At 33.9% G+C, this 22,121-nt stretch carries 19 protein-coding genes; 9 read left to right on the forward strand and 10 right to left on the reverse strand.

Annotated elements, in window-relative coordinates; translation table 11 throughout:
* Positions 1-65 precede the first annotated feature (65 nt).
* Together JCM9157_RS24155 and JCM9157_RS18265 are read right to left on the reverse strand one after the other, a co-directional pair.
* Positions 66-254 carry a Spo0E family sporulation regulatory protein-aspartic acid phosphatase gene (locus JCM9157_RS24155; protein WP_081734242.1) on the reverse strand — a complete coding sequence of 63 codons (189 nt, stop codon included), beginning with the start codon at positions 252-254 and terminating at the stop codon, positions 66-68.
* A gap of 20 nt (positions 255-274) precedes the next feature.
* Positions 275-553 (reverse strand): hypothetical protein, encoded by a 279-nt coding sequence (locus tag JCM9157_RS18265; protein ID WP_035667003.1) that lies wholly within the window; start codon positions 551-553, stop codon positions 275-277.
* Between the two features lie 299 nt (positions 554-852).
* Here JCM9157_RS18265 and JCM9157_RS18270 point away from each other — a divergent pair, with 299 nt between their 5' ends.
* From JCM9157_RS18270 to JCM9157_RS18280, 3 genes are all read left to right on the forward strand, one after another.
* The gene (locus JCM9157_RS18270; RefSeq protein ID WP_158318630.1) at positions 853-3,090 is read left to right on the forward strand and encodes a sensor domain-containing protein; all 2,238 of its coding nucleotides are present in this window, start codon (positions 853-855) and stop codon (positions 3,088-3,090) included.
* 51 nt (positions 3,091-3,141) lie between these two features.
* A complete protein-coding gene (locus tag JCM9157_RS18275) occupies positions 3,142-4,860 on the forward strand; it encodes a methyl-accepting chemotaxis protein (protein ID WP_035667009.1) in 1,719 nt (572 codons plus the stop codon).
* 266 nt (positions 4,861-5,126) lie between these two features.
* Positions 5,127-5,672 (forward strand): hypothetical protein, encoded by a 546-nt coding sequence (locus JCM9157_RS18280; RefSeq protein WP_035667011.1) that lies wholly within the window; start codon positions 5,127-5,129, stop codon positions 5,670-5,672.
* A gap of 164 nt (positions 5,673-5,836) precedes the next feature.
* Here the strand turns inward: JCM9157_RS18280 and JCM9157_RS24725 are convergent, their stop codons facing one another.
* A complete protein-coding gene (locus JCM9157_RS24725) occupies positions 5,837-6,007 on the reverse strand; it encodes a hypothetical protein (protein ID WP_156321506.1) in 171 nt (56 codons plus the stop codon).
* A gap of 326 nt (positions 6,008-6,333) precedes the next feature.
* Between JCM9157_RS24725 and JCM9157_RS18285 the strand changes: the two genes are divergently transcribed.
* The 5 genes from JCM9157_RS18285 to JCM9157_RS18305 all read left to right on the forward strand — a co-directional run bounded on the left by JCM9157_RS18285 (position 6,334) and on the right by JCM9157_RS18305 (position 13,539).
* A complete protein-coding gene (locus tag JCM9157_RS18285; protein ID WP_052013249.1) occupies positions 6,334-7,143 on the forward strand; it encodes a heteromeric transposase endonuclease subunit TnsA in 810 nt (269 codons plus the stop codon).
* Positions 7,144-7,158: 15 nt separating this feature from the next.
* Positions 7,159-9,288: a TnsB C-terminal domain-containing protein gene (locus JCM9157_RS18290; RefSeq protein ID WP_035667014.1), complete on the forward strand. Its 2,130-nt coding sequence runs from the start codon at positions 7,159-7,161 to the stop codon at positions 9,286-9,288.
* Positions 9,285-10,910 carry an ATP-binding protein gene (locus JCM9157_RS18295; protein ID WP_052013250.1) on the forward strand — a complete coding sequence of 542 codons (1,626 nt, stop codon included), beginning with the start codon at positions 9,285-9,287 and terminating at the stop codon, positions 10,908-10,910. The genes JCM9157_RS18290 and JCM9157_RS18295 overlap by 4 nt, the downstream gene beginning before the upstream one ends.
* 244 nt (positions 10,911-11,154) lie before the next feature.
* On the forward strand, positions 11,155-12,702 hold the full coding sequence (locus JCM9157_RS18300) for a TnsD family Tn7-like transposition protein (RefSeq protein WP_035667017.1): 1,548 nt from the start codon (positions 11,155-11,157) through the stop codon (positions 12,700-12,702).
* Between the two features lie 279 nt (positions 12,703-12,981).
* Positions 12,982-13,539, forward strand: coding sequence for a sugar O-acetyltransferase (locus JCM9157_RS18305; RefSeq protein ID WP_035667019.1), 558 nt, complete (start codon positions 12,982-12,984; stop codon positions 13,537-13,539).
* Between the two features lie 104 nt (positions 13,540-13,643).
* Here JCM9157_RS18305 and JCM9157_RS24160 read toward each other — a convergent pair whose 3' ends face one another.
* From JCM9157_RS24160 to JCM9157_RS18320, 3 genes are all read right to left on the reverse strand, one after another.
* Positions 13,644-13,991 carry a DUF3231 family protein gene (locus JCM9157_RS24160; RefSeq protein ID WP_081734244.1) on the reverse strand — a complete coding sequence of 116 codons (348 nt, stop codon included), beginning with the start codon at positions 13,989-13,991 and terminating at the stop codon, positions 13,644-13,646.
* Between the two features lie 659 nt (positions 13,992-14,650).
* Positions 14,651-14,908 carry a hypothetical protein gene (locus JCM9157_RS18315; protein WP_035667021.1) on the reverse strand — a complete coding sequence of 86 codons (258 nt, stop codon included), beginning with the start codon at positions 14,906-14,908 and terminating at the stop codon, positions 14,651-14,653.
* A gap of 368 nt (positions 14,909-15,276) precedes the next feature.
* Positions 15,277-15,639 carry a diguanylate cyclase gene (locus JCM9157_RS18320; RefSeq protein WP_035667024.1) on the reverse strand — a complete coding sequence of 121 codons (363 nt, stop codon included), beginning with the start codon at positions 15,637-15,639 and terminating at the stop codon, positions 15,277-15,279.
* 910 nt (positions 15,640-16,549) lie between these two features.
* Between JCM9157_RS18320 and JCM9157_RS18325 the strand changes: the two genes are divergently transcribed.
* The gene (locus tag JCM9157_RS18325) at positions 16,550-16,954 is read left to right on the forward strand and encodes a hypothetical protein (RefSeq protein WP_035667026.1); all 405 of its coding nucleotides are present in this window, start codon (positions 16,550-16,552) and stop codon (positions 16,952-16,954) included.
* Between the two features lie 683 nt (positions 16,955-17,637).
* Here the strand turns inward: JCM9157_RS18325 and JCM9157_RS18330 are convergent.
* The 4 genes from JCM9157_RS18330 to JCM9157_RS18345 all read right to left on the reverse strand — a co-directional run bounded on the left by JCM9157_RS18330 (position 17,638) and on the right by JCM9157_RS18345 (position 21,992).
* A complete protein-coding gene (locus JCM9157_RS18330) occupies positions 17,638-18,117 on the reverse strand; it encodes a hypothetical protein (protein ID WP_035667028.1) in 480 nt (159 codons plus the stop codon).
* A gap of 543 nt (positions 18,118-18,660) precedes the next feature.
* Positions 18,661-19,137 carry a Mov34/MPN/PAD-1 family protein gene (locus JCM9157_RS18335; protein ID WP_035667029.1) on the reverse strand — a complete coding sequence of 159 codons (477 nt, stop codon included), beginning with the start codon at positions 19,135-19,137 and terminating at the stop codon, positions 18,661-18,663.
* Complete coding sequence (locus JCM9157_RS18340; protein ID WP_035667031.1) at positions 19,137-20,951, reverse strand: E2/UBC family protein; 1,815 nt, start codon at positions 20,949-20,951, stop codon at positions 19,137-19,139. Before JCM9157_RS18340 ends, JCM9157_RS18335 begins: the two co-directional genes overlap by 1 nt.
* Positions 20,952-20,960: 9 nt before the next feature.
* Positions 20,961-21,992, reverse strand: coding sequence for a cyclic GMP-AMP synthase DncV-like nucleotidyltransferase (locus JCM9157_RS18345; protein ID WP_035667033.1), 1,032 nt, complete (start codon positions 21,990-21,992; stop codon positions 20,961-20,963).
* Positions 21,993-22,121 lie beyond the last annotated feature (129 nt).

A 22,121-nucleotide genomic window follows, 5' to 3' on the forward strand; every position in this document is an offset into this window, starting at 1 on the left:
CCCTCAAATTGGGTATTCATTCTTCATTTCCTCTTAGTATCCTTTTGGTCAATAGAGTTCATTCACTATTTTTTTAATCTATTCTTATCTAATTGATTTAGCAACTCATCAAGTTCCTGGCTAGTTTTTATGGTTTTTGTAGAGGAGAGTCCTAGTTTATTTCCATATTTAATCATTTGTTTTCTTTTCAATTCGATATTCTTCATTAGATTTGACGGCATATTAATTCCCTCAATGTAATTAAAATTGTACATTCAATCTTACTAGGATAGCTTTAATAATCAATCATATCTTTTAATTTTTGGTGAAGGTCCAAACCTAGAAACTGTAACAAAGCTTTATCTAGCTCATGACTAGTCCTTAATTTTTCTTTATTTAGAAATAACCTTAAAATATCAGCTTCAGTTTCTTCGTTCTTATCTAATAGTTCTACCCAAGACAAAAGTTGATTTTTTAAGAAATCAGGAACGGAAAACCCATGAAGTTCGGAGAGTGCGGCTTTCTCTAATAGAAAAACGATGGTATCCGTACTTCTTTTTTCTAAGTGCACCATGTTCACCTCTTTCTTTTCTTAGTTTTAAATTCATTATAATGATTCTTTCGTATAGTTGCAAAATAATTCAAAAGTAATGATAACCCCATAAAAATACATAAAAAAATGTTTTGTGTTTTGGAAGTCGTGGTATATTATACCCATAAACATGAATTTTGAAGAGAGGGTTACATTTGCTACCTACCTTTTATATTTTTGACACATTTTATGTTGGGCTCACTATCTTGATTTCTATTATTGGTTGTATGTTAGTTGTTCATTTTAGTAAACTCCTAAAGACCAAAAAAAATAGTTTTCTGGTGAGGATTCAATATGCGCTAATATTAGCTACTTGTTTTTGGTTTAAGAATTTGTTAATTGCTCTTACAATAAACCTTTCGTTTTCCACATCGAATTTAATAATCTATGCTATATCAAGTTACATTTTTGTTTTTATTGGTGCATATTTTGCCATACAAGTTGCTAGTATTGTTTTCTCTAAGCCAACTCAATTTGTTAAAACGAGTCATCTTGTTGCTATTTGTATACTGTGTGCTGACACAATAGGATTTTTATTTCTATTTAATGAGTTTTTAGAATTTAAAATAATTTTATATATTATGACTATCCTGTTAGTTATAAGTACAGCGATGCCACTTATTCGGTTCCTAAATCAGATGACGAATGAGGAAGAAAATAGTCTGTTTTCTGGGTGGAGATTATTTGGCTGTATAGCATCAGGATTTTCATTAGCGGGTATCCCATATATTGTATTAGTTTCCATTTTGAATTTATCTAGTTTAGAAAACGAATTTAGTAACTCTTACTTTTTTCTGGTTCCTTTTATTTTTATGATAAATTCAAGTCTTCTTATGTGGCTTGTACCTAACTTGTTTGGAGAAAGTGTTCTAATCAAAAATAAACAATCACACTTCTCTTTATTTAATCAAAACCCTGATGCTGTTTTTTCGGTAACTACAGATGGAATAATTACTGACGTAAATAGGGAAGCCACTCGATTAACAGGATATAAGACTAAAGAATTAGTGGGGCTTCATTTTAATATGTTAAGCCCAGTTAACCATGACCCTATCAATCAATTATTTGAACAAGCTTTAACAGGCACAAGTAAAACCTTTGAAACTCATATTACCAATAAAAAAGGGAAGCAGTTAGAGGTTAAAATTACAGTTGCCCGAATTATTCTTGAAGAAAAAGTAGTCGGTTTGTATGGAATTGTTAAAGACATAACCGAACAGAAAAAAGCGGAAAAAAAGATTCGTTTTCTAGCTTATCATGATGACTTAACTAAGCTTCCTAATAGAAGGTTATTTGAGGAAAAAATAAATTATGCTGTCTTTCATGAAGAGGAATTCTCTCTTTTATATATTGACTTTGACAGATTTAAAAGAATAAATGATACATTCGGACACTATTTTGGGGATGAGATATTGAAATGCCTCGGGGACAAGTTAACGAGTTCTCTTCCTGAAGATTGTTTTATATCGAGGTTAGCTGGTGATGAATTCGCGATACTTGCTCCTAATACCTATCAGAAGGAAAGAGTAGCTACCACGATTATTGAAGAGTTCAGAAATCCTATTAAAATCCACGGTTATGAATTTACTTTAACGGCAAGCATTGGAATTGCACAGTATCCGAAGAATGCAAGAAATAGTAATGAGCTATTGAAAAGAGCTGATACAGCTATGTATGTAGCGAAGGAATACGGTGCCAATAACTATCAAGTCTTTCACGAGGGTATGATGGAGTTATCAGTTGACCGTATTAAATTGGAGAATGACTTGAGGAAAGCTATAGAGAATGAGGAATTAACTGTTCACTTTCAGCCTAAATATCATGCAATGAGCAATAAGGTAATTGGAGCTGAAGCATTGGCAAGATGGAAACATCCTTTACACGGTTATGTTCCACCTATTGACTTTATCGCACTTGCAGAAGAAACAAATTTGATTGTGAGTCTAGAAAGATTAATGATTAAGAAAACATTGAGTTATATAAACGATTGGAAGAAGAAGAAACTGGAGGTTCCTAGAACATCTATAAATATATCTATCGTTCATTTTTATCAAGAAGACCTTGTTCCTTTTATTGAAGAGAATCTAAGGAAAAATAACTTAATTGGTGATGAGATTGAAATAGAAATTACAGAGAGCATCATTGCAAAAGGGGAGCTACATATAAATGAAAAGCTGCAAAAGTTAAGAAAGTTAGGGATAGAGATTAGTGTTGATGATTTTGGTACCGGCTATAGTTCTTTAAGTTATTTAGTTAATTTCTCAATAGATAGATTGAAAATAGATAAATCTTTTGTTCAAAATTTCGATAATAATAAAGAGGTGATTGCCGCTATTATTGCAATGAGTAAAAATTTAAATATTAAGACGATAGCAGAAGGAGTGGAGACAAAGGAGCAATTAGAATCTCTAATTGCATTAGATTGTCTAGAGGTACAAGGATATATTTATTCTAGACCGTTAGAAATTCAAACATATGAAGAGTTTCTACTTAAAAATAACGAATTAACTGTATATTAATTAATTAAATTGTTAGTAAATAAGCTATTTAGAGTATAGGAGAGAGAGTATTTGAATAGATTACGTAACTTAAAAGTGAGAAATAAATTATTTGTATTAATCGGTATATTGTTGAGTTTTTTAATAGTCGTAGGTGGCATTGGTGTAAACAGCTTAGAAAAAGCTAAAGAACGCTTAGAGGAAATGTATGAAAAAGACTTACTTGCTGTCATGTATCTAAATGAGATAAGAGCACATAGTAGAGCTATAGAAGTAGATGTTTTAGAATACGTTTTGTTAAATAACGAGTCTACCCGACAAGAGCTACTAGAGGATATTGAATATCGAACAAATCGAACAAATCAAGCATATGAATATATGTTAACTATTAACGGTTTTTACGAAAAAAAGGAACAAATCGAATTGAACCGAGATATGGTACTTTCATATAGAGAACATCGAGAAATTATTCTTAATTATGCAAACTCAAATAGGCAAGAGGAAGCACTGGCTTACCACTTTGAAACGGAGCATTTAATTGATGAGATTAATGTCCACCTTGATGGACTAGCATCGAGTATCGAAGAAGAAGCCCAGAAACTATATGAAACCAATAATACTGATACAACTAGGGCTGAATTTATTCTACTAATGTTGTTTATTACCTGTACCGTTCTTGCTATTATAATTGGATGGTATTTTACTCGTTTAATTACGAAACCGATTCATAATATGTTAGAATCAGTTCAAAAAATCTCAAAAGGGGATTTAACGGTAGAACCAGTCAAAATACTGTCAAATGATGAGTTAGGTCAACTAGGTTTAGCGATGAATAAGATGACAGAGAACCTAAATAATTTAGTGAATCGTATACAGAGAACAGGAGAAGAAGTAGCGGCGTCTTCTGAAGAATTAACTGCAAGTGCAGAAGAAAGCAAACATGCTTCTCAACAGATGTCTGCTTTGGCTCAAGATGTGGCAGAAGATTCCGAGAAACAGTTTGAGAATGTATCTCAAGTGACATTAGCTATACAGGAATTAACTAATGGAATAGCTCAAATAAATGAGAGTAGTCATGAAATGAAACAGTTAGCTCAATCATCAACTAACTATTCCGGTGAAGGAACAAATTCTATTCTTCAAGTTGTTAATCAGATGAACAGTATTAACAGTGATTTTGCAAAAACTAATGCAACTATAGAATTATTAGGTAGTCGTTCGAAGGAAATAGGGGATATTACTCAATTGATTACGGATATTGCTGACCAGACGAATTTATTGGCATTAAACGCTGCTATTGAAGCGGCAAGAGCCGGTGAGCATGGGAAAGGATTTGCGGTTGTAGCTGATGAAGTTCGCAAATTAGCTGAGCAGACCAAGTTATCTTCTGACCAAATTTCTGGTATGGTAAACGAAATTCAAGGTCAAACGGTGATTGCTGTAGAGAGCATGAAAAACGTAAAAGAGGGAGTTCAGAGTGGTTTAAAAGCTACAGAACACAGTAATGAATCATTTGAATTAATTTCAAACTCTTTAAGTGACCTATATAAAAAGATTGAAGAAGTTACACAATCATTAAACCAGATGAATGGAATTAGTAATGAAATAAAGTCATCGGTAAATGAAGTCAATGTTATTGTTGAAAATGGGGTTTCACTTAGTCAGGAAAGCTCGGCAGCTACAGAAGAACAGTTAGCGACGATGGAAGAAATATCAACGGCAGCACAATCTTTATCTAATCTTGCAGAAGAATTATTAGTCGCTGCAACGGAGTTTAAAGTCAAAAAGTAATGAGTGGCAGAATCTCTCTTTATGGTATTACGGCGGTTCATATTACGAATTGTAATGTAAAAAGGCAATGACCTCAGATTTTATAAAGTGTAGTGAACTTAGGTTTACTGCACTTTTTTGCTATTTGTGTACTATTTATTTCGAAAAAAATTTATTGGTTTTATTCTGGACATAGTCACAAAATATACAAATTCATTATATTTAAAATGGATAAATTACGTAGTGTGCGGAAATAATGGGAAAATAAACCATGTGGGAGTTAATATATGAAACAAGTCTTCTTTATTATCGCTGTCACCCTAATTAGTGCATGTGGGAGACCGTGGAGATGCTTACCAAAATACTATAAAAGCTTATTGTTTATCAGTTTTATGAATTCTCTATATTATTATCTTTATAAACGTAATTTACTATGGGTTCTGAACCCAACAAAAGGGTTACACTGGAAATTACTTAGAGCTTTGCATATTTTTTATGTTACTCCTACTATTGCTTTATCATTTGCATCGAAGATTCCTAAAAACAATGCAGCAAAGATATGTTACTTTATGATATGGGTAATTGTGTCAACATCAGTGGAGCAATATGTCATGAAAAGAGGATTAATTAGTTTCAAACATGGCTGGAATGCTTACTGGTCGGGTTTTATTTATATTAACTTGTATCTATTTACGTATCTTTTTGTAAAAAAGCCGATATTAACTGTTATTCTTTCGGTGGTTTCAATAAGCTATATTATAAGGGAATTTCCAATTAAGTTTGAATCTCGTTTTCTCAAAGGTCCGATACTTGCTTTACTAGTGAGGAAATAGGGAAAGCAATTATAATACTATGAATTATAAAGTTGAATTCTCTCAATTAATGAAAAGGAGTAGATATAGAACTGCTCTTTTTTAATGAAGTTGTTTGGAAAATAAAAAACCTTCGGATGAAGAAATCCAAAGGTTAATGCAAAGTTATTGAAACATTTTGAGTTTTAACCGCTAAACTCGCTCTCCCGTTTCCGTTGGTTTATTGTTCTTGTGATACTTTTGCCTCTTTTTAAGCTTTCTTTATAAAGGGGAATATTTGTCAGCAGGAGACTTTTTAGTTCTTGTTCAGTCAGGTAAATCTTACATTTTTTTAATTTGATTTCAATAAATGTCATATGTAATTACTCCTTTAATTTAAGTTTTACCAATATGTCCTGATTTCCAATTAATATACATGGATATTAATGAGTACAATAAAATTAAAGGTCTATAAGAAATTTGTAGAAAAGTGCTGTACAGAATAGTTTGACTTCTAACTATCGGAGTCTTTAAACTATATGTAATAAAAAATATGTCTGTTTACTTACAGAATCTCTAAAGAATCCCTATCTAATTTTGAAAAAATTTAGATATGTGGGTTCTTTTGCCGTTTTATAGGCAATATCTAACCATTAGTTAGATATTGTATAGAGTTGCTACAGACATTGGGGAGAGAGTACATTTGGGAAGAAGAACACCTTGGACATATAACAAATATCAAAGGTATATGAAAGAAGGACGAGGGCAGGGATATGGTTCCGAGTACAAACCATGGAAAAAAATATCGGAATTTTCTTCGAAACAATCTATTAAAAGGGTACCAGGAATAAAAACAAACCGCATTCATTTGTTATCAAAACTGGAATTAGACCATTTTTATTTAATGGAATGGGATGATTCAGTAGTAGATATTAGGGAGCACTTCCCAATTTTGGACTTTGTAGAAGTTATGAATATTGCTGAAAAATTAGGTGTTACCTATCCGGTCGATAAAAGGACTTCTTTTCCTAAGATATTAACTAGTAGTTTTTGCATCACGAAAGAAGTGGATGGAAAAGAAAGAGAAATTATTCGAACAGTTAGATATAAGAATTCATTGAGCAATAAACGTGTTCTGAAAGAATTGGAAATTGAACGAATCTATTATAATAGGCTTGGTGTTGACTGGGCAATTTTTACAGAAGAAAATATCCCGAAACAACTGGTATCCAACATTGAAGATATTTACATCTATAAAGACCTGGGAGACTTGCTGGAGTACGAATTGAAGAAGGAAAAGTTGATAAAGTTGGCGCAGTGGTTAAAACAATGCGTGATGGTGGAGGACAAGCCAGTGCTTGACATTGTAACAACTCTCGGAAAAGAGTTTAACGTTAATTCGGGAGTATTCATTTATTTGTTCAAACATTTATTAGCTAGCAAACAATTGAGAATTGACTTACATAGACCTATCGATATGAGAAGAAGCTTACAAGACAAAATATCAGATTAAATAAGGAGGGAAACGATGGTGTTTCAAGTTATCGTAAATACCATTCTTGTTACTGAGTTACCAGATGAAAAGTTAATAAGACAAAGAGTGTTATGGATAGACAGCGAGGGCTTTGATTGTTTTGTTATTGATATTGATGACCCAAAAGCTTTACCTGTTTACAAACAAATACCAAGCATCCTAAAGAGTCTAGAGGAGCATGAGTTATTTATTGAAACAGTTGACCCATTTTTGAAATTTAATTTAGAAGAAACCATACCAGAAAAACAACGAAAAATGAGAGATGAACGTTGGAATCACATTGAGAGCATTGTGTCAGTTGATAACGAACCTGATATTTATATTAAGGAGTCTAGATGGGTTCTAATTCAAAGTATTGAAAAACTACATCCTATGACAGTTTACAAGTATTTAAGGCATTATTGGCAAAGAGGGAAAGTATTAAACGCTCTACTACCTGACTATGGTAATAGTGGTGTCAAAGAAAGAAAGTACGGAGACGCGAAGACAGGTAGACCAAGGAAGTATAGTGATAACCAAGGAATAAATGTAACAGTAGGTGTGAAAAAGAAATTCGAAGCGGCTTTAGAGAAATATTACTTTATTCAAGGGAATTCCACTCTTACTTACACATATAAACAATTAATCAAAGAGCATTTTTCCAATGTCTATTATGAAAACGGTATTAAGGTCCTTGTTCCTCAACAGTTAATACCGAGCTATAGACAACTTCTATATTATGCTAATAAGAACTATAGTACATCTGCATATCGAAAAAAGAGAATAGGTGAAAAAAAGTACAACTTAACAGAGAGACCAATTTTAGGTTCATCAACAACAGATGTGAATGGACCGGGTTCAGTCTATCAAATAGATGCAACGAGAAGCAATGTATATCTTGTTTCTCGTTTAAAACAAGGACAAACGATTGGTCGGGCAACCGTGTATTATTTAATTGATGTTGCTTCACGGGAAGTAGCTGGACTTTACATAGGTCTTGAGGAGCCTTCTTGGGTTGGTGCGATGATGGCAATATCAAACGCCGCTTCGAACAAAGTTGAATATTGCCGTGAGCTAGGTATCACGATTACACCTGATATGTGGCTAGCAGAACATATGCCTAGGCGAATTCTTTGTGACAAGGGGACGGAATTTACAAGCGATAAAATTGAACAGTTTGCAAATGTATTTAAGGTTAGAGTAGACAATGCACCAACTGGTAGAGCCGATTTAAAGGGAATTGTAGAGCAGTATATTTATAGGGCGGAAGAGAAAGTTAAATCACTTCTACCGGGATATGTTCATAAGGATGCGAATGAAAGAGGTGCTCCTGATTATAGGAAAGATGCAGTTCTCACAATAGAAGACTATACAAAGATAATTGTAAAAGGAATTTTACAATTCAATCAACATCATTGGATAGACAATTATCCGAGAACAAAAGAAATGTTAGAAGATAATGTGAACCCAATCCCAAATGAATTATGGCGTTGGGGAATTAGTAAACAACAAGGTGTACTAAGGAAATTCCCGCAGGAGTATGTAAAGTATAATTTATTGCCATCTGAGGATGCTAGTGTGACAGTAAAAGGGATTAAATTTAAAGAGATGTACTATTATTGCAAGTATGCCGATAGTCAAGACTGGTTTTATCAAGCTAATGGAGGCTCTTGGAATGTAAAGGTATCATATGACCCGAGACTAACGACATACATTTATCTTCAAGTAGATAATCAATTTGAAGTGTGTGAACTTTTAGAAAAGGACAAATTATACCGTGACATGTCATTTCGAGAAGTGAAGATGAAAATGGAAAGTGAAAAAAAAGATAAAGTGAATCAAGAGTCAGTGATACTTCAATCAGACATTAATCTCATCTTAGAGGTAGAGGAAGTTGTAAAAAAAGCAATGAAAAGGAGAGGCGATACGAAAGTAACTGGGGTGACGACTAAACAAATCCTCCCTCATAGATTGGCAGAGAAAGACGTAGAGAGGAAGGAACAAGCTTTTGTTCTAGTCGGAAAGGAAGAGGAGAAGCAATATGACAGTGGAATACAGAACGATGAGTTGTACGAAAAGGGTGAATTAGTGGAAGAGGATGATATAGCATTACTTATGAAAATTCAAAAGGGGAGAATTGGATGAATAAGAATACAGAACAACCAGTTGTCAGTAATCCAGCTGTGTATTCAGAGCAAGTTATACCTCATTATCAGGGTAATCCTCTAATTGAAGCGTTACCTCCGATTCTGAAAAAGCAAGAAATATATACAAAGTTAGCAAATTACCCCAAAGTTCCTGACCTTGAAAAGCAACTTGATTCCGTTTATCGGTTTCAATTTGTACGAACAATAAAAGATTATTTCCAACCGTTTCAGCAGCATATTGAATTAGAGCAACGATTTTCAGCAAGTTTAAGGTACGGCTACTCAAAACGAAACCCACTAGATTCAACAAGTAAAATAAACCTTTATGAAAATCATGAAAGTTTAACCAATCATGCTGCCTATGAGCTCAATTTACGCGAACAAGGAAATGAAGGGAATAGTGGATTCGTTGTAGTTGGAAGTTCAGGTATAGGTAAAAGTACAACCGTTGATAGAATTCTTACCTTGTATCCGCAAGTAATCTCGCATGAGAAATATACAAGAGTACAGATAACGTACCTCAAGTTGCAATGTTCATACGATGGTGGTTTAAAGGGTCTTTGTTATAATTTTTTTGAACAAATAGACCTCCTACTTGGTACAAACCATTTATTAATGGTACAAAGAAAAAGTTTCAACGTAGATATGATGCAAACTTTTATGGAGCAACTTGCCAACTTGTACTGCATAGGAATTCTCATTATTGATGAGATACAACACCTAAGTGTTGCTAAAAGTGGTGGCGCTAACAAAATGTTGAATTTCTTTGTGTCGCTTATGAATAAAATTAGTTTACCAGTTATTTTAATAGGGACTCCGAAATCAATTAGTATTCTTTCCGGAGAATTTCGAAATACAAGAAGATTAACTGGAGATGGTCCGATATTTTGGGATGCAATGGAAAACGATAAGATTTGGAGACTTTATATGGAAGGTCTTTGGGAATATCAATGGACCAAAACTTATACTCCATTGTCGGATGCTTTTATTAATCTCCTACACGAGGAAAGTCAGGGAATCTTGGATGTTGTGCGAATGCTCTTCCAATTTACTCAGGAAAAGATTATTACAAATGGAGGAAAAGAGATTATAACTCCTCAGATTATTAAACAAGTGAAAAGAGAGAAATTTCGATTGATGGAGAAGATGTTAAAAGCATTAGAAGAAGATACTACTGCTAAACTGGGATTCGAGGATATTCGCCCAGTAAGAAGTAGAATAAATCCATTAAATCAAAAGCCGTTAACAAAACAAGAATTGATAGAAGAATTGCAGGAGCAAGAGAAATATAGGTTGGAAAAAGAAGTAATCCATGAAACGAAGTTGGAGAAGGTAATTTCAAAGCTAAGGGGTATGGGAATTGGGCAACGAAAAGCTAAACAATATGCTCAGCTCGCGATAAATGAGCTAGGCGATAAAGTAGGGGAAGAGAAACTGGCGCTTAAAGCAGTGTCCTATGAGTTTAGTAACGATGTCGACCAAACAGATAAAGACCTTATTTTAAATAAGTCGGAAGGACTTCTTGATATTTCGGTTAGTAGCAGCGATAGTGAAGTAATCGCTAATGGCATAAAAGAAAAAGGATTTATTGATGATTCATACATTAAACGTCCATTATAATACATGTAGTTATCCATTGGATATAGTAGAGAGAAGATTGAGAAATTAACTCAATCTTCTTTAAGTTGTTATAGAGGTATAGATTATAAGTTACATCCTTCTCTTACCACTTTTGCATTGTACGATAATCTTCACTCGTTATACGAGATATGGGTTCTTATTAAAAGAGTTGATTTAACTGTGTATGAAATTATCGGAATTTGTCTATCCTGATACTAGTTTACCAGTATGGGAGAGAATAGAAATGTTAGGCTATTTTCCTTTGTTATACAAAGATGAGTTGTTGTATAGCACTATTTCAAGGCTACATATTCATACAGGGTTTGCAAATTATAAAACTACTATAAAGTGTCTATTTGGTAAAGATTCAATGAGAGCTACAATTGATTTCCCAACAAATTTGGATGTTTTAACAAAAAATATTTCATTTAAGACTATAACAAGCGATAAGCTAATTGATGAGCATACTATGTTTCCTTTGTATCAACCTTTCTTACCAATTGATAGAGCAAATGATATCAAAGATAAAATGAAGACTAAGAATAACGGCAGTATTCATGCTAAAATAGGTTTATCTGCAAGTAGAATTTCACCACATACTCATTTGTTATTCTGTCAGAGTTGCTATGATGAAGATTTTGAAAAATGTGGAGAAGCTTATTGGCATCGTATTCATCAAGTACCTGGTGTACTCGTATGCCCACATCACGGCTGCTTTTTAAAGAAAAGTGGTGTTAAACTTCCATTAGTTAGCTATATCGCGTATATTGCTCCTTACTATGCAGTAGAAAGGGGTTCTAGCTATGTTATTGAAAGTTGTTTGGAAATAAGAGATAGCCTCTACTTAATTGCGAAAGATTTAGATTGGTTAATGAATGCCAATTTATCTGCTAAACCAATGAATTATTATAGAGAGCTATATGTTGACTGTCTAAAACATAAAAAGTTAGCTCTTCCAACAAGAAGGGTTAGACAAAAAGCGTTGATAAAAGCTATTAGAAGTTTTTATTCTGCTGAATTATTGAACATGATAGGTTGTGACATTTTGGATGAAAATGAATCTAATTGGGTTAAAGAACTAACAAGAAAGAATAGAAAAACATTCCATCCGTTATACCATGTATTACTGATTCGGTTCTTGTTTGGTTCTGTTATGAAATTCTTTGAAGAAACAAATTTGCCATCAAAAAAGGATACAATTAAAGGTTCGTCAAAGACGCAACCTAAAAAGAGTGTAGTTAATAGTGATACCGTAAAAAATAAAAGAACGGATTGGTTAAAACTTCAAGAAGTATACCCTCTGTACACAAGAAAAGAGTTAAGAAAGGTTGCTGGCAACTTGTATATGTGGCTTTATCGCAACGATAAAGAATGGTTGCAACTAAATTCCCCAACCAGGAAGACCACTATTCCGAGTTATAACCGGGTAAATTGGGGAGAAAGAGATAAAGCCATGTTGGAAGAAGTAAAACAAATTTGTTTGGAGTGGAATGATTCTGTTAAGCCTGTTCGTAAGTCAATTCATTCGATAATTAAAAGAGTGAAAAGGGGTTATTTGCTTGTTAACTATCCTGATAAACTACCTTTGACAAATGCCTTTTTAATGTCCCAAATTGAGACGGTTGAAGAATTTCAAATTAGAAGGATTAAAAATGTAACAGAAGAATTGCGTAAAGAAAACCAGATAATTAGTGAATGGCAAATATATAGAAAAGCAGGTCTACGTTCTACTGTAACAGAGAAAGTGAGACAATTCATAACATATGAAGTAAATATAGGTGTTAGACGTTGAGGGGTGTTCTTTTGGACATCTTTTTTTATTTAAGTGGTATCAAAGGGTAATAGATTTATGTGTTTTGTTGTAGTGAAAGCTGGTTTTGTGAATGGACTCTCAACCCCAAAAGTGACTTTGATTCATATAGCTTCACCTTGATACAGACCCATTTTAGGAATTGTCTAAAGGTGCATGTGCATAAGCTATATTATTGCTAATAAACTTAAAAAAATTTATAAATGTTGACTTTAAACTTGTATAATGGTGAAAATGTATTGTTTTGAAGGGGAGCTTAAAATGAAGTCAGAAAAAGAAAAAATGATAACTGGTGAACAATATAACCCCAATGACAATGAATTGCAAAAGGACCGGAGAAGAGCTAGATTTTTAGCTCGTTCGTTTAATATTATCTGTGAATCCGATGAGGAAATACGTATGTCGCTGCTAAAAGAACTGTTGGGTTCCACTGGAGAAAGTGTTCATGTTGAATCAACATTTCATTGTGATTATGGATATAACATTCACGTTGGAGAGAATTTCTATGCGAGTTTTGATTGTACAATCTTAGATGGAGGGCGAGTGACTATTGGAACTAATTGTATTATGTCTTCTGGAGTCCATATTTATACAAATACCCAATCGTTGAAAGTAGAAGAACGTATTATGGGAATAGAATACACCAAACCTGTAACAATAGGTAATAACGTTTGGATAGGTGGGCGAGCTGTAATAAATCCAGGAGTAACAATTGGAGACAACGTTGTGGTTGCCACAGGAGCAGTTGTAGTTAAAGATGTGCCTGATAATGTAATGGTTGGAGGTAATCCAGCACAGGTAATTAAACTAATTAAATGAACTTAGAAGCATACCTCTTATAATAGAGAAAATTTGTAGCTTTTTGAAAAGCGCGCACTTCTTGGTAGGAGCGCGCTTGAATTGAAACATGCAAAACTGCATTTTTACTTAATTAGTGAATCTCGTTCAACTGCACCAGGTATTTTTTCCAACCATTGATTCTTTATCATTAGTTCCGCACCATCATCAGAGAAAGTCCCAATCTCAGCTAGGAGTCGAGAGTATTCAACTACAAGGTCTCGTCTTATACTTGCAGCAATTGCTGTTCCATAGTTTCCTATGCCCATTTGAGTAAATGTAATAGTGTGAAATAGCATAAGTTTATCCGAAAATGGAGCCTCAGTTGAATCTGTTACTTCGGAATCGGATGTCTGAGGAGCTGGTAAATCATCATCTCTTAGTAATGAGCTAAATACCTCAATCTGTTTCTTAGATATATTTCTTCCCCTTATAAGGAAATTTACTTAAGTGTGACGGGGGTAAGAGTTTGAAATTTGAATTAGGTGAATAGTAAAAAATAATTAATGTTTATTAAAAAAATCAGGTTCTTCCGTTCTTTTATCATTTAAATATGTATACTTAATCCGTAAATCAATACTGAAAAGTTGATTTACCTGATAATAAGACAAGTATATGTGGCGAAGCGCCTTCGGGTGGAATTGGAAGGCAATTTCATGTGAAGTAGTTATTTGACGTTAAAGTTCCCGATGAGTATCCCGTCTGCTCCGGATTCGATTTTGCAAATCGTTTCGTAACCCGTTAGAAGGGCGTTACAAATTCCAGATGAACCACCGTCCCAGTCGCAGTAGCGAGGCAAGGTAAGGAATGTGTAATGCAAACGCTCAGTAATGCTGGACCTGGATGAGTTGAGAAACAAACCATTTTCTCTAAACCTTACTGTCGTACTTGACCGAAGTGCCAAATTATAAAAGTCCAAATAAAGAGGACTTTATATGTACATTCATGAACAAGTCTGCCCTTATAATAAGGGCAGATATATCCCATTTCCCTCGATACCAAATTACCAAGACCATTGTTTATTAAATATGATACCTTGTTTAGAAGCAGCTAACATGAGGGCAACATGTTAACTGCTTTGTAGAATAAATAATTAGACACGTAATCCTATTATTAATCCAATAGCTCCTTCCCAACCAATGGAATCTCTTAACTCTTGTGTAGCTGTTTTTGTAGTTCCCAAAACAGTTGCAAAACCAGCGGTAGCTTTTCCATTAATAAATTGTTCTATTGATGATTTCGTTGTGTTTAGTTTGGAAGCAATTGAGCTACTTACTTTACCTTTAGTAATCAGTTCTGTCACTTGGTTTTTGGGAATCCCCGCCGAATTTGAAACTCCTATTAAGCTCATTTTTTCACTCTACTCTACATAAGTTTAGTCTTTGAGTTTTAGAAAAAGCAACCTTGTAACCCTTATTTAATAACCTAAAGGTCAATTTTTTCCTATGGAGTCTTTTTGAAAGGAGGTACCAAAGTCGGTTTTATGAGTGACTACTCATTCATTAAAACCGACTTTGGCTGAATCCTTCGCACTAATACATGATGACATTTAGCTGTAATGGAGTCTGATAGGGCAGAAAATGTATATAATAGATTGGATGTTACTGAAATTATACAATTAATTCAACGTCAATAATTGTTTTAAGTTACGTGCTAAACATATCGTACTACAACAGAGAAAAGGCATACTCTCTAATGAGAATGTCCTCTCTTGGCTATTTATGGTTTCTGGTAGTATTGAAAAGAGCTTTTGCCACTAGTTTTCGCTTGGTACATTGTTACATCAGTGTATTTTAGAAGTGGTCTAAGGGCATTACCATCTTGAGGGAATTGTAGAATTCCAATACTTGCTGAAACATGTATATTATACTCAAAGTTATCCCAATTTGATAGAAGCTTTAGGATAGTTTTTCCTTTTTCACTTATAATGGACTTTTCTACAAAGCGACAAATGGGCATGTCTTTAGAAAGTTTGGTTGATACAGCTACTCGTTCAACATAATCTATCACTTCTAAACATACTAGAGAAACGATAGCTGGAACGCCTTGTTTATCAGAAAGAATATATCTCACCCTTTGCATTAATTTAGTGTTCAGATAGTATAAAAAGAAGAGTAACCTTATTTAATACCAAATAGGGAGATTAGCTCGAGCAGGTTTGTGTATAACCCAACAAAAGCCATTTTTGTGAATGAGCACTCATTCATAAAAATGGCTTTTGAACGATATGAGATAGAGATTGACGATAGTATATGTTAGGAGACGACAAGAAAATATTTAAATTAACAGTCAGAAAGGTTGATGATATTGCTAATTCGTATTCTAAATTCTCAACCATAAAAGGCTGTTACTTGGTAGTAAGAACGTGTTTAATAAAGAAATAACGTTTGGCTATGGTCATTATAAGATTCATTAAATAGTAGATTGTCAAAGAAGGATAATTGATTTGGATGGTGTCGTCTATTATCAAGAACTCCGACCGGCTTCAATGTTTGAGGAACACAAAACGTTGAAAAATATTATGCCCCTGGCTTTGCGGACACTGATTAAACAACTCTGATGGTAGGAGATGCGTTGCTGTTTTTAAAAACCTATTTGAACAATGGCAAAAATGGACTTACCGCCTTACGACAAGAATTTATCCTTTACTATGTTCTATGTATTGTCAATGGCTGAGAATGGGAAGGAAACCATACAAAAGGATATTCACGGACGGCATACATTGACTAATCTAAAGTTGCATTGGTTTTGCGCCTAAAATTGATAAAAGCGGTTTAACCAGGCTTTTTTTTGTTATTGAAAAAGGAATATAGAAAAAGTATAGCAATTAATACTTACGGTAAATAGTTTGAGTATATATGTAAGCTAATTATCATACGGCGAGAATTAAAAGTTCGTTTTATTTCAACTGTTAATCAAAATCCCATTTATACTATGTTAGTCGTAGCGAGTGAAATAACGAAACATGAAAGTATGAAAGGGAGTCTATAATATGAAAATTGATGCAAATGAATTGTTATCTTTTTTGGAGGCAACCAAAGTGAGTTTTGACGAAGAACAGCAAATAGGATTTGAAGCTGTGGAAGATTGTATTCGAGGTCATATCACGACAAATTATCATTCAGACGGAGTTATTCATGAGACCAAGTTACAAAGTGCAATAAGAGTTATAGAACCCACTATTGCATTCTATACAGACTCAGGTTTAAAAGAGAGTGAGAAATTGAGGGTTAAGGAATCTTATGATTTACTTGTTCAAACAGCAAAAGAAGCTATTTGTCTAAGAAATGCTATTGAAGTATTCTTAGAAACAGACCCAACTGGTGAAGAAGATGAAGAGATGGTTCTAGATTCAGCAAAGGATTATCTAAGAGGAGTAATCAAGGGGGTATGGTAATTAAAGAGTAACTGCAAACAAAGTGAGTAGTTGAGAAGGGGATGCCAATAGGATTGGGATGTATCTGTTCTGTAAGATGGAAACTTAGTTGTGTGAGATGCTGCAAGAAAAAGTAGAAATCTTACTTTCAGGGCAGGTTTTACCAGTGTTTGTTTTTCTGACTATGAAAAGTGATTAACAGTCTAAATAATAAAAGTTAAACCAGCGAGACCTATAATTAGAGATAATTTGGGTCTTTTTTACATTCCTGCTATTAGCAGTCAAAAATAAATGAAAGAGATAAAAGTTAATCGCGAACGGTTCCCTGAAATTAAATGTCATTTGTGTTTATATTCGCAATTATTACGTTAGCAAACATTAGACTTAAAGGTAATTAATAAGGAGTATATTTTAGAGCCAGGAGATAGTGAAATTCCTTCATATATGAAACACAAATGGCAAAATAGCTTCAAAAAAACAGCATCTATTTTATTTTCCACTACTCCACCTTCTGTTTAATAGACCTAAAATATTAAAAAGCCGAAATATGCATTATTTATTGATATTTGGGCTTTTCAGTTATTCAGGAGTGCTTATATTTCATTGGTAAATGTATAGGCGATGTATAGTAAATCTCTTGGCATTCAGTGGTCAGACAGATGGCAAGGATGGTAACGTCTTGTGTCCGTATTCATAAGAGAATTCTATTGATTTAAAGGTATTTCTGCGATTACTTTTACCCCATCCATTATAATTAAAGTTGCATCCAATGCCTTCGATTTAATATTTTTAAAGTCAGTATCTTTCATTTCCTTTATTTTTATTTGATATTCTGAATGGAATTGACCTTCTTCTCCTGGTTTTATGAATCCAGTACCTCCGCCACCTCTAGGGACCATTTTCTTATATTTTGTATCTTGTTCCATCTCCATATGTTCTGCTAAACTAGATTCCGGTCTCACTGCAATGTTTAGACCTAAATTATGATGTCCAGGATAATCTTCATTTCCACCAACTGTACTTTTACCAAGATTTTTTATTTTAAAATCATAACGTAACGAATGGTCTGATTTAATAACAGTAACCTCTATATCTGTTACTTTAAGGTTAGCTTTGTTTGAGTCAAATCCAACTAAAGATAATAATGCAAAACACAAAAACAATAGGAATAACAAACGTTTCATATAAAAACCTCCACATTCTTTTAGGTTAATGTTTCGCATTATTTTAAATATATACATTTTCTTACATTTATTCTTTTGAATTAAGAGGATAAAGATGTTTCTTGTTATCACTTGTAAATAATGTCTTTGCAATATACATGTTGTTTGCTATGTGAATTCTTTCCACATGTGTCTTTTCAGTACCATTTACTTTGTGTGTTTCACAAAAATAATAGTAGATTCTTAAGACAGTAACTGCTATTTGCAACATACTTAGGATTGGAGTTACTGTATTTATACGCTCTTGATGTAGCTAATGGTCTCTCCAAAAAAGTAAAATAAGTCATGCTTGGGTCAAACATCAGGAAGTGTCGGCAGCTCTTCTTATTGCGCTAACAAGTCAGGGTAATAAATAAAGTGTGGAAAAGCAGCATCTAGTTTTTCCTCATAGGTAATTGCTAATAACTTCAATACAGGTGCATCGGAGTAGAAGAAGATGCGGTTGTTTAGATTTAGAACTTGAAGCAAAGATTCATGAAAAAGAACCTTCAAATATATAGAAGGTTATCTTAGTTTAGCCTTTATTAACTTTTCAATTAATTGGTCATCTCTATAGCCTATCCAAACACCCATCGATTTTGTACCTACAATGATAAAAAATAATATATCCGAATCGCAAACTGTATGTCTCAAAATCTTACTCCATTCATTTCTGTCATGAGCTGATGGAGTAGGATTTTGTTCAGGGTGAGTATACCATTCTCCAAGGTAATTACATGTTCCTTCAGTTTCAGCCCAAAACTTATCAACAATTGCTTGATGGTCTTCTCGATACTTCTTATAAAAGAATCTGGTTCGAGTATCGTTTTCCATTGGTACCGTTATCTGGTCAATGACCACATTATTCGATTCCTGAAGAAAGCGTCCTAATAAAACACCACCAGCCTCTGTATCTTGTTCTTTCAATTGTCGATACTGAAGGAATATATTGTTAACAGCTTCACTTATTTTTAATTGAAATTGTTTTGTTTCATAAATCATTATTCATTATCCTTCTCACATATTGAACAGTTTTCTGATTTATATAAATATCTGTATTTATATAGCTGTTCATCAGTTAACTCATAACGTTTACTAGTTAGATACCCTTGGTTAATCATCTCAGTATCGTCGCCTTTCCATGATATGAGAGGATTATCTATTTCTTCATGGTTAAGAGTTTTCACTGCAAGCCTAGTTGCAATAATCGTAGTTTGTAAAGCATCAATTGAACCGTATGGAGTAAACACAGAATCGCAGCCGGCTAATGTTGTTCCTAAGAATTGACCAGGAGCTACAAATGAAGCTTTATTAGAAATCATATGGTGATTATCTTCTGGGTGTGTGAATAAACATTGTAGACAACCAAATTTCTCTTCGTTGTTATTAGTGAGCAATGCATGCCCACCTACTCCAAGAGGTTCCAGCCATGTATAAATGACTGGAGGGACTCCCTCCTTATGTTGAAAAAGTCTATTTAAATGCAATTCAACAGTTGGTGACCCTAGCGCAACAAGAATTAAATCAGAATTGATTATTCTATCAAGTTTTCCTTCAATTAAATCAAGCACATTTGCTTGTTCATAGGTTATATTTAATTCAGGAAAGCGGGAATGCATTTCAAGTGTCAATGCCATCGCTTTGGAGATATTTACATATCTATTGTTATCTAACCAATACAAATCTTTTATGCCCAATTCGTGCCGAAAAACATTATCTACATCTAGTATATCCTCATCTATCAAAGTAAACTTCTTTACACCAGCCCTTGCTAATTCAAAAGCAACGCGGCTGCCCAACGAGCCTAAACCAATTATTGTTACCTTTTTTTCTGAAACTTTGTTATTCCCTAGGGTTCTATTTAGTAAATAGGTTCTATCATGGCGTTTTACTGACATGGGAGTAATATCATACGCAGCTTCATTTTTCTTTAACGGGTGTATAAAAGGATATCTAGCTTTTAACTTAGGAACTCTAGAAAAGTTCGATAATAGAATACCAAAAAGAATTCTCTGTCCTTCCCGAACAGGAAAAGAAAAGAGAAGAAATTCTTTTTCGTTTCTTTTAAAGCTCCGACTCTTCAAATAGGTGTTAATTCTTTTTTTGTTAGAACTAGATATATTTTCAAAAATAAGCTTCCTTATTTGTTTCATGTCCCAAGATTCTGTATATGATGGTGGAACTATTGCTGAACCTTGTCTTAATGGAATGTAGGCACCTTGGTAATGCTGAAATTCTTTTGTGACATCACATTTATATAGGGTTTTGATATATTGGTTTGTCTCAGCATCTAAACGGTCGAGTAAAATAGTTTTCCTTGTTTTTTCATCTACATATGCACTAAAAACCTTAAACGTTTCCCCAGGTGAAAAAATGGAGTCTACCTTCACCTTCTTAGGTTGTCTGCTCCAAAATGCTTCAAACTCCTTTTGGAAATCAGCATGGTTCTTTTGCGTAATGCCTTCCCGTAATGTATTTACTGCACGCTGGTATGTTTCAGACAAAATACCAGGAGGGTTGCTTTGGTCTAGTAGCAATCCCTCATCGTGAGAATAACAAATAAATCCGTCCGGTTCTACATGGGGAATAAAACCGAGTGCTTGTGGGTCCTTTAAAATAAACATTGGTTTGTATAAAGGAAAGTGCTTAGGCAAAACGACCTGTACTGTTACAACATAATTCTCTATAGTAAGAGTTCCTTCAAATGCTTCTTTTAATGAACCTCTTCTTATTTTAACCTCTTCAACAGGTACTTTTTTAATATCTGGAATTAAGTAATCCAAATCATAAACTTCATATTCTTGAATGTGTGACATGAATCCACCTCATGCTGAAGAATTGTCAATAATAATGGATGGACCTCTTTTTTGAGCAGTTGTTGCCGTTTCTGGAATTGGAAAATCATCACCGAACTCTTCAGCTAGCAACTCACAAGCAACTACAGGGTCCATTTCCACTTTTGCATTTTGAAGTTTTTCTAACAGGCATTCCAACTTTTCTTTGAAGTGAGCCATCTGATTGCCTGTCATTTTACCATATATATCGTTATAAGGAGGCGTAGGGAGAAATACTCTTAGTCTATCCTCCCATTCCAAGTCATCATCGAGTACAGAAATAAAAGAATTTAGCATATTTTGAACAAAGATTTCTAGTGCATCTAAATCGTTATAAGTTCTTGTGTTAGCAAAAAATTCAAAGGTATATTTCGATTGAAAATGTGTTAGCCCTGCCACCGTTAAGCCAATGCCCGATGGACGATTCACTTGACCTTTAAATTTGTTATCCTTCCATCTCTTCATATAGCGAATAACTCTACGGAATTGCTCTCTGTCCTGTGCGTCAATTGGGAACCCTTTAATATCATTGACTAACTTTTCAGGGGCTGAATGTTCCCAGCAGCGGTTTTCGGGCGTACTGTGTAGCTTTCCCTTTGCCATATAGGTGTTATTATCTTGGTTTTCTTTAGAGAAAATAGCAAAGTCGACATGATATTTTCTATCACCTGACTCAAATTTCACTGTTACACATGGTTTTTTCATTTCAACATCATCATAGCCCATGCATATAGAATCATGGACCCACTTCTTTACTATAATTGGGTTTGGGTAATCATCCTTTGATAGGTTAAATAAAAGAGCAACGTCGATATCGTAATCACCATCATCAATAGGTTTTATCCCTGTGAACATGGAATAACTCCCTTGATTAAAGGTTTCAAATGGACAGGCATCCTTAGGCATATTCTCTCTAAGAAAATTGATTAATTCGTCGCGCTTATCACGTAGCTCTTTATTATCATCGTATTCAAGTTTAATTGCATCATGAAAACCCTTAAAATATTTCTGTAAATTAGCCATAATTCTCCTCACTTTCAAATAGGTTTATAAATTACAACAGAAACGTACATTCGTATTTTGCTAGATTCATTATATCTCTTTAAGAAGCAGATAGTCAATTAGTTTTATATGAAAATTAATAAAAAATTT

Origin of the sequence: Halalkalibacter akibai JCM 9157, assembly GCF_000513135.1 — a bacterium.
In the GTDB taxonomy this organism is placed as follows: Bacteria; Bacillota; Bacilli; order Bacillales; family Bacillaceae_D; genus Halalkalibacter; species Halalkalibacter akibai.

Bases quoted from the DNA above. Each gene is read 5' to 3' on its own strand.
- JCM9157_RS24155 (WP_081734242.1), bottom strand. From the start codon at position 254: ATGTACAATTTTAATTACATTGAGGGAATTAATATGCCGTCAAATCTA.
- JCM9157_RS18265 (WP_035667003.1), bottom strand. From the start codon at position 553: ATGGTGCACTTAGAAAAAAGAAGTACGGATACCATCGTTTTTCTATTA.
- JCM9157_RS18280 (WP_035667011.1), top strand. From the start codon at position 5,127: ATGAAACAAGTCTTCTTTATTATCGCTGTCACCCTAATTAGTGCATGT.
- JCM9157_RS24725 (WP_156321506.1), bottom strand. From the start codon at position 6,007: ATGACATTTATTGAAATCAAATTAAAAAAATGTAAGATTTACCTGACT.
- JCM9157_RS18290 (WP_035667014.1), top strand. From the start codon at position 7,159: ATGGTGTTTCAAGTTATCGTAAATACCATTCTTGTTACTGAGTTACCA.
- JCM9157_RS18295 (WP_052013250.1), top strand. From the start codon at position 9,285: ATGAATAAGAATACAGAACAACCAGTTGTCAGTAATCCAGCTGTGTAT.
- JCM9157_RS18300 (WP_035667017.1), top strand. From the start codon at position 11,155: ATGTTAGGCTATTTTCCTTTGTTATACAAAGATGAGTTGTTGTATAGC.
- JCM9157_RS18305 (WP_035667019.1), top strand. From the start codon at position 12,982: ATGAAGTCAGAAAAAGAAAAAATGATAACTGGTGAACAATATAACCCC.
- JCM9157_RS18315 (WP_035667021.1), bottom strand. From the start codon at position 14,908: ATGAGCTTAATAGGAGTTTCAAATTCGGCGGGGATTCCCAAAAACCAA.
- JCM9157_RS18320 (WP_035667024.1), bottom strand. From the start codon at position 15,639: ATGCAAAGGGTGAGATATATTCTTTCTGATAAACAAGGCGTTCCAGCT.
- JCM9157_RS18325 (WP_035667026.1), top strand. From the start codon at position 16,550: ATGAAAATTGATGCAAATGAATTGTTATCTTTTTTGGAGGCAACCAAA.
- JCM9157_RS18330 (WP_035667028.1), bottom strand. From the start codon at position 18,117: ATGAAACGTTTGTTATTCCTATTGTTTTTGTGTTTTGCATTATTATCT.
- JCM9157_RS18335 (WP_035667029.1), bottom strand. From the start codon at position 19,137: ATGATTTATGAAACAAAACAATTTCAATTAAAAATAAGTGAAGCTGTT.
- JCM9157_RS18340 (WP_035667031.1), bottom strand. From the start codon at position 20,951: ATGTCACACATTCAAGAATATGAAGTTTATGATTTGGATTACTTAATT.
- JCM9157_RS18345 (WP_035667033.1), bottom strand. From the start codon at position 21,992: ATGGCTAATTTACAGAAATATTTTAAGGGTTTTCATGATGCAATTAAA.